The sequence below is a fragment of the Streptomyces sp. NBC_01717 genome, assembly GCF_036248255.1.
Taxonomy (GTDB): Bacteria; Actinomycetota; Actinomycetes; order Streptomycetales; family Streptomycetaceae; genus Streptomyces.
Map to the genome: position 1 here is coordinate 8,579,089 of NZ_CP109178.1, position 14,764 is coordinate 8,593,852.

Genomic DNA, 14,764 nt, shown 5'->3' on the forward strand with positions numbered 1-14,764 from the left:
TTCTCCCGCCGCCGAACCTCCGGACGAGGTGCGGCGATCACATACGGTCGATCAGGAAGGCACCCCTTTCATGTCCTCATCTCCTTCTTCGCTGTCTTCTTCGCTTCACCTCGCCGTGGCCCTCGACGGTGCGGGCTGGCACCCGGCCGCATGGCGCGAGCCGGTGGCCCGTCCCGGAGACCTGCTCACCGCCGAGTACTGGGCCGACATCATCACGGAGGCCGAACACGGCCTGCTGGACTTCGTGACGATCGAGGACGCGCTCGGGCTCCAGTCCTCGCGCTTCACGGAGCCCGACAGTCGCACCGACCAGGTGCGTGGGCGGCTGGACGCGGTGCTCATCGCCGCGCGCGTGGCCCCGCTGACTCGGCACATTGGGCTCATACCGACCGTGGTCGCCACCCACACCGAGCCATTCCACATCTCCAAGGCGATCGCCACCCTCGACTATGTGAGCACCGGTCGTGCGGGCCTGCGGATCCAGGTCTCGGCGCGGCAGAACGAGGCGGCCCACTTCGGCCGCCGTGCGTTTCCGCGCTTCCGTATCGAGGATCTGGACAGCCCTGCCGTACGGGAGCTGACCGCCGAACTCTTCGAAGAGGCCGGCGACTCCATCGAGGCGGTGCGCCGCCTGTGGGACAGCTGGGAGGACGACGCCGAGATCCGGGACGCCGCCACAGGTCGCTTCATCGACCGCGACAAGCTGCACTACATCGACTTCGAGAGCAGACACTTCAGCGTCAAGGGCCCCTCGATCACGCCCCGGCCACCGCAGGGACAGCCGCTCGTCAGCGCCCTCGCGCACCAGAGCGTGCCCTTCCGACTGGTGGCTCGTTCAGCCGACATCGGGTACGTCACCCCGCACGACACCGACCAGGCCCGCGCAATTGTCGACGAGATCCGCGGCGAACAGGCTGCGGCGGGGCGTGCGGAGGATCCCCTGCACATCTTCGGTGACCTGGTGGTCTTCCTCGACGACGACCCTGCAGCGGCGACGGCCCGCCGAGATCGCCTGGACGGCCTCGCGGGTTACCCGTACACCAGTGACGCGAAGGTGTTCACCGGCACTCCCGCGCAGCTCGCGGACCTGCTCCTGGAGTGGCAGCGGGCCGGACTGTCCGGTTTCCGGCTGCGCCCCGCCGTGATCGGCCACGACCTCGAGGCGATCACCCGTGGCCTGGTTCCCGAACTGCAGCGCCGCAACGCCTTCCGGCGCGCCTATGAGGCCGACACCCTGCGCGGGCTGCTCGGACTCTCCCGCCCCGCCAACCGCTACGCCACCGTCTGAGCCGGAGGATTCACCGAACATGAGCACCAGCAATGGATCCGGCAAGCCGCTCAAGCAGATACATCTCGCGGCCCACTTCCCCGGCGTCAACAACACCACCGTGTGGAGCGCCCCCGAGGCGGGCAGCCATGTCGAGTTCAGCTCGTTCGCGCACTTCGCGCGTACCGCCGAACGCGCCAAGTTCGACTTTCTGTTCCTCGCCGAAGGGCTGCGGCTGCGTGAGCAGGGCGGGAAAATCTATGACTTGGACGTGGTGGGGCGCCCCGACACCTTCACTGTGCTGTCCGCACTCGCCGCCGTCACCGAACACGTCGGCCTGACCGGCACCATCAACTCCACCTTCAATGAGCCCTACGAAGTGGCCCGCCAGTTCGCCAGTCTCGATCACCTCTCGGGTGGGCGCGCAGCGTGGAACGTCGTCACCTCATGGGACGCCTTCACCGGCGAGAACTTCCGCCGCGGCGGCTTCCTCCCGCAGGAAGAGCGGTACTCCCGGGCCAAGGAGTTTCTGGCCACCGCCAACGAACTGTTCGACTCCTGGCACGGTGATGAGATCGTCGCCGACCAGCAGACCGGCACCTTCCTCCGGGACGCACAGGCCGGAGCTTTCATTCACAAGGGACAACACTTCGACATCGAAGGGCAGTTCAACGTCCCGCGCAGCCCGCAGGGCCGTCCAGTGATCTTCCAGGCCGGCGACTCCGACGAAGGCCGCGAGTTCGCGGCCTCAAGCGCCGACGCGATCTTCAGCCGGTACAGCGCTCTCGAGGAAGGACAGGCGTTCTACACCGACGTCAAGGGCCGCCTCGCCCGCCACGGCCGCACCCACGACCAACTGCTGATCCTGCCCGCCGCGACCTTCGTCCTCGGTGACACGGACGCCGAGGCGCAGGAGATGGCCCGCGAGGTGCGCCGCCAGCAGGTCAGCGGCGCCACCGCGATCAAACACCTGGAGTTCGTCTGGAACCGCGACCTGTCCGGGTACGACCCGGAGGGCCCGCTTCCCGACATCGACCCGGACCTCGGTGAACACACCATCGCCCGCGGGCGCGCGCAGGTACGAATGTACCGCGACCCGCTGGCCACAGCCCGGGAGTGGCGGGAGCTCGCGGCCGCCAACAAGTGGTCGATCCGTGACCTGGTCATCGAGACCGGCAACCGCCAGGCCTTCGTCGGCTCCCCGGCCACCGTTGCCGAGACCATCAACTCCTTCGTCCAGGCCGACGCCAGCGACGGCTTCATCCTCGTCCCGCACATCACCCCCAGCGGGCTGGACGTCTTCGCCGACACCGTTGTCCCGCTGCTGCAGGAGCGCGGCGTGTTCCGCACGGAGTACGAGGGCAGGACGCTGCGTGACCACCTCGGCCTGGCCCACCCCGATGCCGACGCTCCGGTTGAGCGGGTGGCGTCCTGAAGTTCCTGGCCATCACTCTCACCATCCATGCCCCGGACCCGGTGACCGGCGTTCAGAAGCCGACCGACGAACGCTTCCGCGAGGTGATCGACAACGCGGTGCCGGCCGAGGAGCTCGGGTTCGTCGGCTTCGGCGTCGGCGAACGACACGCGGCGACCCGCTCTTCTCGGCGAACGTCACCAATCCGATCGATACGTACGCCGAACCGATCCTGTCCGCGACTGGGGGAGTCCACTGCGACGCGCACCTTGAACTCGCCGCGGTCTCCCACCCGGTATACGAACGGGGTCAGTTGCTCGACATCGCCGACGGCGACGCGGCCGCCGAGCGGGCTCGCGCACGAGGAACTTGTGCAGGCTCGCCGAGGAGAGCGCGGTCAGCACGGCCACTTCCGTGTCGAGCGGTGGCGATACGGATGCCTCGTCGGCATCGGCCCCCTCCGGGGCGGGTGTGGGGTATGACGAGCGGCCGCCGGTGTGGCAGCCGGGCCTGGGCGAGGAGGCGCTCAGCGGCCTGCACCCGGCTGCGAAGTCCCCAGGCCCAAGCCTTGGGCGACGCGCGTGCCGAGCTCGGGATCCACTTTCGTCCAGTAGTCGTTGACCGCGCGCTCCTGGATGAAGCGCTCCACTCCCTGGCTCAGCTGCCAGACGATGTTGTCGACCAGATGGTCCCGCTCGGTCGGCGTCATCACCTGGCGGTAGAGAGTGCCGGGCTGGATGAAGTCGTTGTCGTCCCGGTGCGCCTCGTAGGCCGTGCGCATGATCTCGCCGGCCTCCACAAACCAGCTCGGATCGCGGTAGCGCTGTGGATCGGCCTTGGGCCCGCCGTAGCTGTTCGGCGCGTAGACCGGCTGGTTCCCATTGTGGCGGTAGCGCATCGGTCCGTCTTTGTTGTAGTTGTGCACCTCGTTGCGTGGCCGGTTGACCGGCAGCTGCTCATAGTTCGGGCCGGTGCGATAGCGGCTCGAGTCGCCGTAGGCGAACAGCCGCCCCAGCACCATCCGGTCCGGGCTGGGCCCGATGCCGGGGACAAAGTTCGCCACGTCGAACGAGGCCTGCACGATCTGGGCGAAGAAGTTCTCGGGGTTGCGGTCGAGCACCAGGCGCCCGACGGTGATCGGCGGATAGTCCTCGTGCGGCCAGACCTTGGTCACGTCGAAGGGGTTGAAGCGGTAGTCGGCCGCGTCCTCGTAGGGCATGATCTGCATCTCGAGGCGCCAGGACGGGTAGTCTTCGCGGGCGATCGCCTCTCGCAGGTCGCGGCGGTGGCAGTCGAGGTCCTCGGCGCGCATGGCCCTGGCCTCGGCGTCTGTGAAGTTCTCGATGCCCTGCTCGGTCTTGAAGTGGTACTTGACCCAGAACTTCTCACCCGCGGCGTTCTCCCACATGTACGTGTCGCTGCTGTAGCCGTTCATGTGGCGCCAGGTGCGTGGTGTGCCGCGGTCGCTCATCAGGATCGTCACCTGGTGGGCCGACTCCGGTGAGAGCGTCCAGAAGTCCCACTGCATATTGTTGCTGCGCAGGCCGCTGTCGGGCATGCGCTCCTGCGAGTGGATGAAGTCAGGGAACTTCATGGGGTCACGGACGAAGAAGACCGGCGTGTTGTTGCCGATGAGGTCGTAGTTGCCTTCCTCGGTATAGAACTTCAGGGCCCAGCCGCGCACGTCGCGGTCCGAGTCCGGGTAGCCCTCTTCGCCGGCTACGGACGAGCAGCGGAGCAGCACCGGCGTGCGCTTGCCGACCTCACTGAGGAAGGCGGCCTTGGTCCATTCGGTGACATCGGCAGTCACCTCGAAATAGCCGAAGGCGCCGCCGCCCTTGACGTGGTACACGCGATCGGGAACACGCTCGCGGACGAAGTGGGCCAGCTTCGCGATCAGGTAGGAATCCTGCAGCAGGACGGGGCCGTTGGCTGCGACCGTGACCGAGAACTCGTCGCTGGCGACGGGACAACCGGAATCCGTGGTCGTGACTGGCAGTTCATCGCTCATCTCTTCATCCTCTGCTCGCGGTAGAGTCCTCGGCATGTCTGGTCAGACCCAGGACTCAGTTTCGCGAACCAGTTCCGTGGCCTCGGCTGCAGTCGCGTATCGGGTATATCGATACCGGTGATCTTCTCGCTCAGAATTGGTTCTCTCCTGCGCGTGGCCCATGGACGCGGGCGTGTCCAAGGATCCGATATCGGAGGTGCCGATTCAGGTAGGCGGTAAGCGCGGCGCTCACCATCAGTAAGGACATAACAGACAGCATTTCAGCATTGTCTGCGCCTGTCCTGTCATGCCAGCCACCCAACGTCCACCCGGGTGAACGGCCTATTAGGCGGTGTCCTACGTGGTGCGTTTGAGGAAGCGTTTGTAGCAGCAGAGGGCGGCGGCGAGGCCGAGAAGGGTCAGGTAGTTGCGGGGGGTAGCGTTCGTAGCGGTGGTTGAGTCTGCAGTAGCCCGTCAGCCAGGACATGGTCTGCTCAATCACCCGTCGCCGGGGTCCTGATCGTTCGCCGGACTCGATGCCTTTGCGGCGATGCGCGTTTTGGAACCCGGCTTGCGTCCTCGGGTTCAAGGATTCGTCGCAACACGTCTGTCAGCGAGCCGTGGGTGAGCAGATGGGTTCTGAGCCGGACCAGTTGGCTTCAATGACCCAGGCCGCGTGTTGGCTTCAATGACCCAGGCCGCGTGTGGTTATATCGCGACAGCGATGGCGATGGCGATGGCAACTAGTCAGCCCACCCACCGTCATCGGCTGTCCGGCGGCAGTGCGCGAGGTTGTATCGGCGCTGGGAACCCTGCATCGCGAGCAGGCCCATGGGGGCGACGTGGTAGCAGGCTAATCGGGTGACGGGCCTTAGCGGCTGCGCACTCACCTAGCCCTCACCGTCTGGTTCAACCCCTGACCCCTCCGATGCGCATTAGTGGCGGGAAGGTCGGTCCCGGTCATTCGAGCAGGTCAAAGCCTCGATGCCGGGTGATGGCGGACATCTACTCCACAGTGGCGGAATACGTTTCATGACAGATAGCAACGAAAATGGGCGTGCGGGACGACTGCGCGGGAGATTGAGTAGGCGTCGCCTTCTTCAAGGGACAGCGGGCACCTTCGGTGCCGCTCTGGCATCCGCCGGCATCTACGAGATGATCGACAGCTTTGCAAAACCACCGGACCGGGCCGCTGCCGCCGACAGCCCGCCCATCCAGGAACAATATCTCCTGCAGAACGAGCAGGTGGTCATGGTCAATGGCTCAGGCGTGAAGAGTAGCAATGGAACGATTGCGGTCCGGGTGCCGGCCCTGCACGATCATGTCATTACTGCAAGGCTGAATGTGCCGGCGAAAGCTAAGGCGTTGCAGGAGGCGCAGCACCACCTCGAGTCCGCCCTCCTGGGTCTGGAACGCCAATTTCCGCCCACTCCCACAGGAGTGGCCACTACGGTAGCCTGGGGGCTTTCCTACTTCCGCCACTACATCCCAACCCTGGGCAAGACGTCGGGTTTCTTCAAGGCGGGAACACCTTATCCGGCGTATCTGCCGGTCGATTTGATGACCTCCAAGAAGGAGGGCCATACCGTATATGCGCTGCAGGAGGCCAGGACGTTCCCCAGCGACCAGCCTCCGCCTGGGTTCGGGCCGGTCCGCTTGGAACAGAATGACGTGGCCGTACTACTCCGCAGTGACTCGCTCGCCAATATCAAGGCAGCCCAAAACGCCCTCTTCGGGTCTGGAAGCAGCCAGGCGGGCAGCCTGTTCAAGGTGACGAGTATCCGCCAGGGCTTCTCCGGGGGCGGTTTCTACGGACAACAGGGCCTGCCGAGCAAGCTGGCGCTGGCAGCTGATATCCCCGGTGCGCAGTCGATTCCTCGACAGGCGCAGGGCTTCCTCGGCTTCGCCACCACCCTGGACTCGAATATGGGACCCGGCAACATCGCCAATCTGGAGACCCTACCTGGCCTCACCAATCAGTGGCCCAACGGTTACTTCAAACAGGGGACGACCATGCATCTCTCGCACCTGTTTCAAGATCTGGTGACCTGGTACGAACAGAACTTCCCTCAGTACGCGGATCGCGTCCAGGCGATGCTCCAGCCCGGCCTTTCGCCCGCGCCCGCGCCGGGTACCCTTGCCCTCCAACCGCCAGGTCAAAGTGAGGCCGAAGTGGCGCAAGGGGTCCAGCGGTACCGCGCCTACGGCCACACTGGGAGCATGTCGAAGGTGGACAGCACCACATCAGCGACGACCAGCAATTACGGGAAGGCCTACCCCACGGGGACGACCATCCCCGTGCGCGGCGATTTCGACACGCTGGACAATCCATTCCACTACACATCCGATCCGACGGCAGACCACTACAGCAAGAAGCCAGCGGCCGGGTTGCACTTCATTTCGTTCCAGCCGACGATTGCATTCTTCAATCTCGTTCGGCTCTCGATGGACGGCCACTATCCCGATATGACCCTCCCTATCGCACCGCGCAGCCCCCACGCCGGCATCAACTCGGTCCTGCAAACGACCCACCGGCAGAATTATCTGGTTCCACCGCGTCGCCATCGCTCCTTCCCGCTCGCCGAGTTCCTTGCCTGACACGAGCCGCGCGCCGCGCCCTCAGGGCTGTTGCATGGTTGGTCGATCCTGTGTTTGTGCTGGTCAATGGGCGGCTTGTTCACGCGTGGCCCGCCGCGCAGCGAACGCCGCCCGTCGTTGCGACAGCTCCCGCCAGCGCGCCCGGCACTGCGGCTGACCCTGTATCCAAGTGGGATGGGTTTGGCAGGTCCGAACTGGCCGGGGATCTTGTTTTGGCTAACCTCAACTCAGCGGATAGGTCGCCTGATTGATGCCTGCTCTCGCATCGGCGCCCGCGGCCGGGATAGTTTGGCGAACCCCTTGAGGTACGTGCGGATCTCGCCCCGGCGTCGTGATATTTGCGCTCAGACCCGGGGATGGATGGGGCGCCGTTTGCGAGTGCCGACCGGATCGTGGCGAGCGTCGTGGGGCTCCCATCCCGTCCACCTTCGCCTCAGGCAGAGCCGAGCAGTCGCGGCCCGGGGCGTCGAGGTCGTTAGTACAGTGGCGCGCTCCACCTTGACGCCCTGAACCACGCTCGCTCCAGGGTGTGTGGGCCGAAGGCGGACGGGATAGGAGCCGGGGTGAGTGGTGGGCTGAGGAGCGTCAGCAGTAGGGCCCCTCCTCGTGCTGAGAATCGCCGAGCCCTTGACTCGACCATTACGGCTCCACCGACCGCGTGGGCGTCAGCTGTCGGCTACGCGGGAGGCGCGAAAGGGTTCCCGTTGGACGTTGATTGACCGTCTCGTCGCGTCCGCGGTGACGGGACAGGAGTCCAATCCGGTCCGCGCTGCGCCAGCCACCATCGTCCGATGGTGTGGAATTTCTCCTCGAACCTGCGATCCCAGCTGAGGACCCCGGTAACGGGCGCCCGCAGACGGGTACGGCGACCGCTGGCCTCATAGATCACGACGGTCCGCTGCCCCAGGTAAGACTCGATGTGAACGCCTTGCACATCGGACCACGGGATGATCCGGCGGCGCAGATTGTGCACGACGGCCGCCGACGGCGTGAGGGTGATCCCGTGGCGCGGGAAGACGATCACTGCCAACAACGTCATGGCGATCCACAGCCGAAGCGGGTTGCCAGCCCCAAAGCTGAACGGATCGTCTCTCATCCCGTCCAAGATCTCGGTGATCTCGATGACAACACCGAGGACAACAGCCGGCAGAAGGGGCAGCGCGCGCTGGAAAAAGGTCAGCCGGTAGCGGATGCGTTCCGGCGGCGAAGCCTCGGGCTGTGCTCGCTTCACCAAACCTCACCCCAGTGCACCGTGCAGCCGCCGCTGCGCATGATCGCTGGTGCAGCATGTCGGAGCAGAGCCACTCTGTCTAGATCCCCCGCGCAACGTGCCCCCTACGTGCCCGACCGGTCGGGGGCCGGCGGGGAATCACGGGGACAGACAGCAGGATCGCCACCGGATCGCAGGTCACAAGCGTGCAGGTCAGGAGCCATCCACATATGGGATCTTCCAAACTGGTGCTCCAGGACCGTTGCGGCGCGAGAACGAAATCACCCTGTATGCAGTGCAGGCCCTGTTGGGGCTGATCTCCACGGACGTGGTCGCAGTGGCGGTACTGGCAGCGACAGAGAAGGTGGAGCTCACCTTCTTGGTACGCCGTCGGACAGCCGAACTCGACGACGATGTCGAGCAGGCGGTCCTCGAACTGGATGCGCTCTTCTCCGTAAATCATCCGCCGATCAAACCCAGGGTTCATGTGGGTGAGCCGGATCCGTCAGTACTCGAGTCCTACGGCCGCGTGATCTATTGGGCGAAGCCCCAAGGTGGGTGACCCTTAGAAGTTCCCCGCGCCACAACCGCGCCAGATCGGGCGGAGACTCACGGGGAACTGCGGCTGCCGACGGAGGCCACAGCCAACAGACGCCGAAGTCGGCATCCCGCAGGTCAGACCCCAACTCGCCCCATCTCGCTCCTGAAGCGGTGGTCCGAGTCAAGGGAAAGCCTCTTCACCTGGACAGATGGCATCCCTCGCCATGAGGCGTTCATTGATCGCGCTGACCAGCGCAGGGGCAATCGCTCTCGTCATGGGCGGGTACGCCGTCGGGGCAGCGGAGCACGACAGCACATCCGAGCGGTCCACGACGTGCGAGCAGGCCAAGCGAGAGTTCGAGACACGGGCCGGCCAGATCCGAAGGCAACTGCGGCTGGAGTCCCAAGAAGGGGAGACCGATTCCCACCAGATCACCATAGACACAACGCGGGCGGAGATCATCAGAACGCTCGTGGAGCAGAATCCAACATGCTTCGATGCCGGGACTCGTGCAGCAGCGGCCGTTCAAGAGCACCCCTCTGAGGGCCAAGCGGACGCCGCCGTGTGTGATCTCACCGGCATCGAGCCCGAGAACTGTTCCGTCGCGGCTGACTGATCCGGTAAAGCCGTGGGACTTTAACGTGTGCCCGATCCGTGCCCGACAGGTCGGTAAGCCACGGTCAACAGCGGGTTCCAGGGCGAGCCCTAAGGTTCCCTCTGGCACCCGTTGCCGGTGATCAGTTCGCCAACCATGCCCATAGGCTCGGTGCCAAGCTCAGGTCTCGTTGACCTTGTCAGAGGGAGGACGTGAAGCCAGCGGACAAGTCAAGGTGGAACGGGGAGCCCAGGGCTGTGGGGGTCCAGCCTTGACCGAGTCCAAGTTGGATCGCCCTGGCAACGTCGGCCGGCCGTACAGGTTCGGCTTCCCGCCCGAACCAGTTGCTTGCGTGGGGCTGATTCGTGGTGACTACGAGGGTAGTCCCGGGGTGACCCGCATGCTCCACGGCGTAGGTGCACGGAGACCAGCACAGAGCCTGGCTGTAAGTGGGCCTGCGTCGCAGGCGCCAACGGTAGATCGTGCTGTCGACGACGATGCGCCGTGATCCCCTGTGTCCCACTGCCATGACTCCCCCTCGATACCCAGGATGCTAGCGAATCCGGCTTCCGTGGCCGTCTCATTGCGTTCCGAGCATGGCCGTTTTGGGCAGACCCGAAGTGGCTAAGGTCGCTGTGAGTGTCCCAACTGTCCGGCCCCTCTCCGCGCCTACCGGGCGCGAGCCCGAACAGCCTTCAACCTGATATCACCAGCTGACATCAACGGCGGCGTACGCAGGCGGCCTTGAGCGACCGCGAACGCTGGACCAGCAATGGCGCCAGGGCTCCATGCAAGCCTCGCGATCGAACTCCTATAGCGGATGTCATCGACCACGGAGCGCCCTACCGAGGCCGTCTTGGGCCGTGGAAGGGCGCTCAACGATGACCAACGCTGACAACTGCCGACAGCTCAGCAGCAGGTCACGGCGTCGATCGATGATGTGCCCGCAGGTTGGAGACCCGGCGTGTCACTTCTTCGGCTACTGACCGAGCCTCAACTTTCATGAAGCGGACTGTCCGACGGTGGCCGGCGCCTGCCAGGATCACACCGTGAACGAGTCTCCGACTGCCACGAGATTGAGCAGAGCCCTCGACTGGGCATGGCTGATCCCATCCGCCCTCCTTCTTGCGGGCGGCATCAGGGACTACCGCAGCGGGGGTTCGGTGGGCTGGCCAATCGGCGGAGCGTTGCTGGTTCTGGTCAGTATCTGGGTCATCTATCGCGGGAGTCCTCGCCGGAGCGGCAAGACCACCGAGTGGCCGTAGGCGCACAGCACAGTCGTACCGCAACCCCAGCAACCGCCCCGGTCCGGCAGCGACCGATCCGCCTGGAAATACGGATCGGACGGCCTGTGGAGCGTTCCGCCTCGTCTGCCGGGCCGTGTCTGGTCCGTTCGAGGCCGATCGACAGCGGCCGACGATGACCAATGACGACCACCAGGGGCAGCCGACTAGCGCTCGGACCAGCAATAACCCAGGTCGCCGAGGTCGGTAGCAAGACCCAGGGCAACGAGTAGCCCTAGGTTGGCTCCTGGGACTGAGCCGACAAGTTGTGCCACTCGTGACCGCATCCGCCGGCGCAGTGCAGCGCCCGCCTGCGGGTGTCGGCGATGCCGAAGAGAGCGACGAGGAGGCGAAATGACTTCGTGAGTTCATAGGCCGGGAGGCGTTCCATCCCGAAGCGCCACTTCGTGAGCATCACCGCAGGCGTGTGGGTGGACCGAATGCCAGAGCGCGCGATGCTCTCTGGCACATCCTCCTCGCGTGCCCGGGCCTGCCCGCAGAAGAGCACCAGCGCGTGCAAGGCCTTGCGCTGGTCATCCTCCGAGAGGCTCTCGAACCACTCGACACCCTCAGCCGTCGACCTGAGCCCTTGCGCGAGTTCGTTCAGGATCACCTCGTGTGCGTACAACACAGCCTCCCACCCCATGTGATCAGGCCGACGGTACGCCCACGACTGCCTGCAAGCAGCACAGTTTTACGTGTTCTACGTGCCCCTTCCGTGGCTGATCGGACGGGCAAGAACGGGGAGGACCGGGCGACCACAGCGAGTCGAGCGGGGAACCACGGGGAGCCGGGGCGACGCAGTGCCTTCCTAGCAGGTCAGGAGTCCCGCAGCTCAGTAGGCATCCGCGTACGGCGTCTTCCAGACTCCACCGGTCTACGCATCCGTCCGGCCGCGTGTCAGACTGCCGTTCATGACTCACAGCCGAAAGGGCTATGCCGCGTAGGCGCCCCTCAAGCCTTCGGGCGGACAACAGGAACTTTGCTGCACATCGCGGCTACTCGAAGATCGGTCGGCTTTCCGGCCCAGCTCAGGCACAGATCATTCGGTTGGAGCGGACGCGGCTCCAACCCGGCGTCGTCCAGCAAGCTCTCTCTCGGTGGGCTGCTATCGCACAGGCACCGAGCGATCAGCTCCCTTCGCCGTTCAGCGACCGATGCGGAGTCCCCGAATGTTGCCCCGAGCCGGCGGACGAGCGAGATCTATTGGAACTGGCAATCTGCGCCCTGCCCAAGAAGAGCTCACGGGAGCTCCGCAGCATCGTGCAGCCTCTCGATCTGAAGATCCTCGAACGTCCCGACGCCGTGCCGTACGGCAACCCACCACACCGTTGGTGGGAGAGCGCCTTCTGACCAAGCGTGCCCCTGCCGTGCCCGATCGAGCGGGAAATCACGGGGAACACCGGGTTATCACGGCCGCTGGACATGCCGCGGCCCCCGACCGAGTTACCTGGTCAGGGGGCCGTTCACCTGCGGTGGGTGTGGGACTTGAACCCACGGTGACATCGCTGCCACGACGGTTTTCGACACCACTGCCGACGACGCGGACCGGTGGCTCTACGATCTCGCGGTGAGCTACGACATCTACTTTCTGAGCCGACGCGACAGTCAGTCCTGGGATGAGGTCCTGGAGGCCATCGAGGACGCGGCCGAAGACAGCGAGCCGATCCCCGCCGAGCTCCTCGAAGCGTGGCAGCGAATAGTGCCACAGGCCCGGACCCTGCTCGGCGATGTGGACATCACGGAGTACGAGCAGGAGTCGCGAGACCTGAGCCACTCCGGCACCGGCATCGACCTGTCAGTGTTCGGTGACGAGGTCAGCATCACGGTGCCCTACTGGCACGTCGGCGACGGTGCTTCAACGGTGCTCGGCAAGCTCTTTGCTCTCTCCGCGATCGTGGAGAAGGAGACCGGCCTGACCGCATATGATCCGCAAGCGGAGATGCCGTTGGCGGATGCGCCTCCGCAGCAGGCAATGGGCATCATGTCGCGGGTCACGACGGACCTACGAACCCGCTACGGGGGTTGAGGGCCACGTGCCCGATCCGTGCCCGAAGGAGCGGCAAGCCATGGTCAGCGGCGGGTGTCAGGGAGAGCCCTCCACTACACCCTGGCACCCGTTCTCGCTGATCAGGCCGCAGTCGAGTCCCAGAAGCGCGGTGATTCCCAAGCTCAGAGCGCGAGTTCGATTCTCGTCACCCGCTCCAGTACGGATTCTCGTCACCGGCTCCAATGACCTCAGGTGACCTCGGTCCAGGGGCCAGTGGTCTCGTCCTTGGGAATCCATAGCAGTGGCTGGCTCGTGCGGCAGCGCTCATCCGCTCCATCAACCCAGGGGAACCGTCCATCCATGTCCGGCCAGAACAGTTGCGTGATGGGCAGTGGCGGGGTCTGGTAGAAATCGATGCCTGCGCCGAAGAAGTCGTGGTACCAGCTGGGGTGCACGGGCCGGACGACCACGTCGTAGCCATTGAGGACATCCCCCCGGCGCTGGTCGGTCTCAAGCGGATTGCCGTCCCGGACTGCTGCCCCAGCGGCGTTCGCCACGCGCATCGCGGTCTGCGAGGGCAGGCCGAAGACGCTTACCTCGGGACTACGCAGTGTGTGCCAGAGACCAATGGAGTACCCCCAGTCGCCAGGGGCGTCACCGCCGGCCACGCCCATGACGTGCCAGCCGTAGTCCGCGACGTTCTTCGCGATGCGGCTGTCGCGTTCCTCCGACACGGGCCCGCCCCATTCGGTCGGGGCGCAGAGAAGGCAGAAGCAAGGGGAGTCGTCCATCCGAGGAGAGTATGCCCACCAGCACACGGGGCCGTCTCCGGGCCGTTCGAGGGTGCACAAGGGCGACCAGCACTGACAGCTAGCGACGGCTGAGCCGCAGGTCACAGTGTTGATCGTCACAAGGGCCCAGGTCAGGGAACCCGCCCCGCCCCTCACTTCTTCGGCTACTGAACTAGTCCCTGGGCCCGGACTCTTCGCAGCCGAGTAGCGCATCCACACAGGCCCTTGACTACGCGGTCCGGCCCCGAGGACTCGCCCGCTGGTCGTCAGTAGCGGTGACCGGGCCAGTGCGGATCCGTCCAGCGGTCCTCGCCGGTGAGACCGAGCAGCCGTATCCGGTGCTGCAGATCCAATGATGCGCCCGACTCGCGGAGCCGCACCGCACCGTGTTCGAGGAGCCAGGCGACGAGTTCGGCGCGCATCTCCTCCTCGTCGTGCTCGTACCAGCCCACTCTCCACGGCAGGCTGTCTCCCAGGAGCTCGTACTCCCATTCCTCCGCTGCCTCGGCGAGATGCCGGTCGCTGAGGTACCCGGTCTGCTTCTCCCATTCGGCGAGCCAGGGGCCGAGCGTTCCGGACGCCTCGGCACACATCACGAAGACCTGGTGCGCCGGGACGACCGCATCCGGCTCAGTGAGGCTCTGCGCCCACCACGCACGCAGAAACTCTCGCACAGGACCGGCGTGATCGTCAGGCCACTGCTGCCAGCGGCCGCGGGCGAAGGAGTACCCGGCCTCTTCCAGCCCGAACAGAGGTTCCGCGCCACCGGCGACCAGCACCGTGGCGAACTGCGGCAGGATGCGGCGCAGCACGGCTGCGTGATCGGTCCAGTCGATCGCCTGCCAGGTTCGGCGCAGGAGATCCGGCTCCAGCTCCACGTCCGGCGTCTTCAGAAGGGAGAGCTCCTCCGGGCTGCCCCAGTGGCATTCGCAGTTGTGCTCGTCCGGATGTGCGGTCATGCCGTGGAAGGCGACGGCGAGGTTGTCCAGGGCGGCGCTGAGGCGGCGGCGTGCGGGATGGTCGGCGAGATGCATGATGTGCCCGGCCTTCGAGGACTCCGTACGGCTTCCGCCGGCCGAAGGCAG

The 14,764-nt window shown here is 65.5% G+C and carries 12 protein-coding genes and 2 pseudogenes; 8 read left to right on the forward strand and 6 right to left on the reverse strand.

The features are described 5' to 3' along the window. Window positions 1-70 precede the first annotated feature (70 nt). The 3 genes and pseudogenes from OHB49_RS38815 to OHB49_RS38825 form a co-directional block, all read left to right on the forward strand. The gene (locus OHB49_RS38815; protein WP_329165594.1) at window positions 71-1,288 is read left to right on the forward strand and encodes an LLM class flavin-dependent oxidoreductase; all 1,218 of its coding nucleotides are present in this window, start codon (window positions 71-73) and stop codon (window positions 1,286-1,288) included. A 19-nt stretch (window positions 1,289-1,307) separates the two neighbouring features. Continuing rightward, complete coding sequence (locus OHB49_RS38820; protein ID WP_030976642.1) at window positions 1,308-2,702, forward strand: NtaA/DmoA family FMN-dependent monooxygenase; 1,395 nt, start codon at window positions 1,308-1,310, stop codon at window positions 2,700-2,702. Next, window positions 2,699-2,851, forward strand: a pseudogene (locus OHB49_RS38825) (LLM class flavin-dependent oxidoreductase); the annotation flags it as partial. The gene OHB49_RS38820 and the pseudogene OHB49_RS38825, both read left to right, overlap by 4 nt. Before the next feature lie 356 nt (window positions 2,852-3,207). Here OHB49_RS38825 and OHB49_RS38830 read toward each other — a convergent pair. Together OHB49_RS38830 and OHB49_RS38835 are read right to left on the reverse strand one after the other, a co-directional pair. Beyond that, complete coding sequence (locus tag OHB49_RS38830) at window positions 3,208-4,692, reverse strand: catalase (protein ID WP_329165595.1); 1,485 nt, start codon at window positions 4,690-4,692, stop codon at window positions 3,208-3,210. Window positions 4,693-5,028: 336 nt separating this feature from the next. After that, a pseudogene (locus OHB49_RS38835) lies at window positions 5,029-5,218 on the reverse strand (IS5/IS1182 family transposase); the annotation flags it as partial. 608 nt (window positions 5,219-5,826) lie between these two features. On the opposite strand from OHB49_RS38835, the gene OHB49_RS38840 reads away from it, so the two are divergent. Beyond that, entirely contained in the window at window positions 5,827-7,269 is a 1,443-nt protein-coding gene (locus OHB49_RS38840) for a DUF7405 family protein (protein WP_329165596.1), read from the forward strand. A gap of 676 nt (window positions 7,270-7,945) precedes the next feature. On the opposite strand, the gene OHB49_RS38845 is transcribed toward OHB49_RS38840, so the two are convergent. Further along, complete coding sequence (locus OHB49_RS38845; RefSeq protein ID WP_329165598.1) at window positions 7,946-8,500, reverse strand: hypothetical protein; 555 nt, start codon at window positions 8,498-8,500, stop codon at window positions 7,946-7,948. Window positions 8,501-8,774: 274 nt separating this feature from the next. Between OHB49_RS38845 and OHB49_RS38850 the strand changes: the two genes are divergently transcribed. Next, window positions 8,775-9,041 carry a hypothetical protein gene (locus tag OHB49_RS38850; protein WP_329165600.1) on the forward strand — a complete coding sequence of 89 codons (267 nt, stop codon included), beginning with the start codon at window positions 8,775-8,777 and terminating at the stop codon, window positions 9,039-9,041. A 187-nt stretch (window positions 9,042-9,228) separates the two neighbouring features. Next, window positions 9,229-9,636 carry a hypothetical protein gene (locus OHB49_RS38855; RefSeq protein WP_329165601.1) on the forward strand — a complete coding sequence of 136 codons (408 nt, stop codon included), beginning with the start codon at window positions 9,229-9,231 and terminating at the stop codon, window positions 9,634-9,636. A gap of 1,497 nt (window positions 9,637-11,133) precedes the next feature. Here the strand turns inward: OHB49_RS38855 and OHB49_RS38865 are convergent. Continuing rightward, complete coding sequence (locus OHB49_RS38865; protein WP_329165605.1) at window positions 11,134-11,511, reverse strand: DUF5958 family protein; 378 nt, start codon at window positions 11,509-11,511, stop codon at window positions 11,134-11,136. 593 nt (window positions 11,512-12,104) lie between these two features. Here OHB49_RS38865 and OHB49_RS38870 point away from each other — a divergent pair. Both OHB49_RS38870 and OHB49_RS38875 read left to right on the forward strand, forming a co-directional pair. Further along, window positions 12,105-12,251 (forward strand): hypothetical protein, encoded by a 147-nt coding sequence (locus OHB49_RS38870; RefSeq protein ID WP_329165606.1) that lies wholly within the window; start codon window positions 12,105-12,107, stop codon window positions 12,249-12,251. Between the two features lie 217 nt (window positions 12,252-12,468). Beyond that, window positions 12,469-12,927, forward strand: a complete 459-nt coding sequence (locus OHB49_RS38875) for a hypothetical protein (protein WP_329165607.1) — start codon at window positions 12,469-12,471, stop codon at window positions 12,925-12,927. Between the two features lie 209 nt (window positions 12,928-13,136). On the opposite strand, the gene OHB49_RS38880 is transcribed toward OHB49_RS38875, so the two are convergent. Then, window positions 13,137-13,679, reverse strand: a complete 543-nt coding sequence (locus OHB49_RS38880) for a DUF4262 domain-containing protein (RefSeq protein WP_329165608.1) — start codon at window positions 13,677-13,679, stop codon at window positions 13,137-13,139. A gap of 266 nt (window positions 13,680-13,945) precedes the next feature. Continuing rightward, entirely contained in the window at window positions 13,946-14,713 is a 768-nt protein-coding gene (locus tag OHB49_RS38885; protein ID WP_329165610.1) for a hypothetical protein, read from the reverse strand. Between the last annotated feature and the right edge of the window lie 51 nt (window positions 14,714-14,764).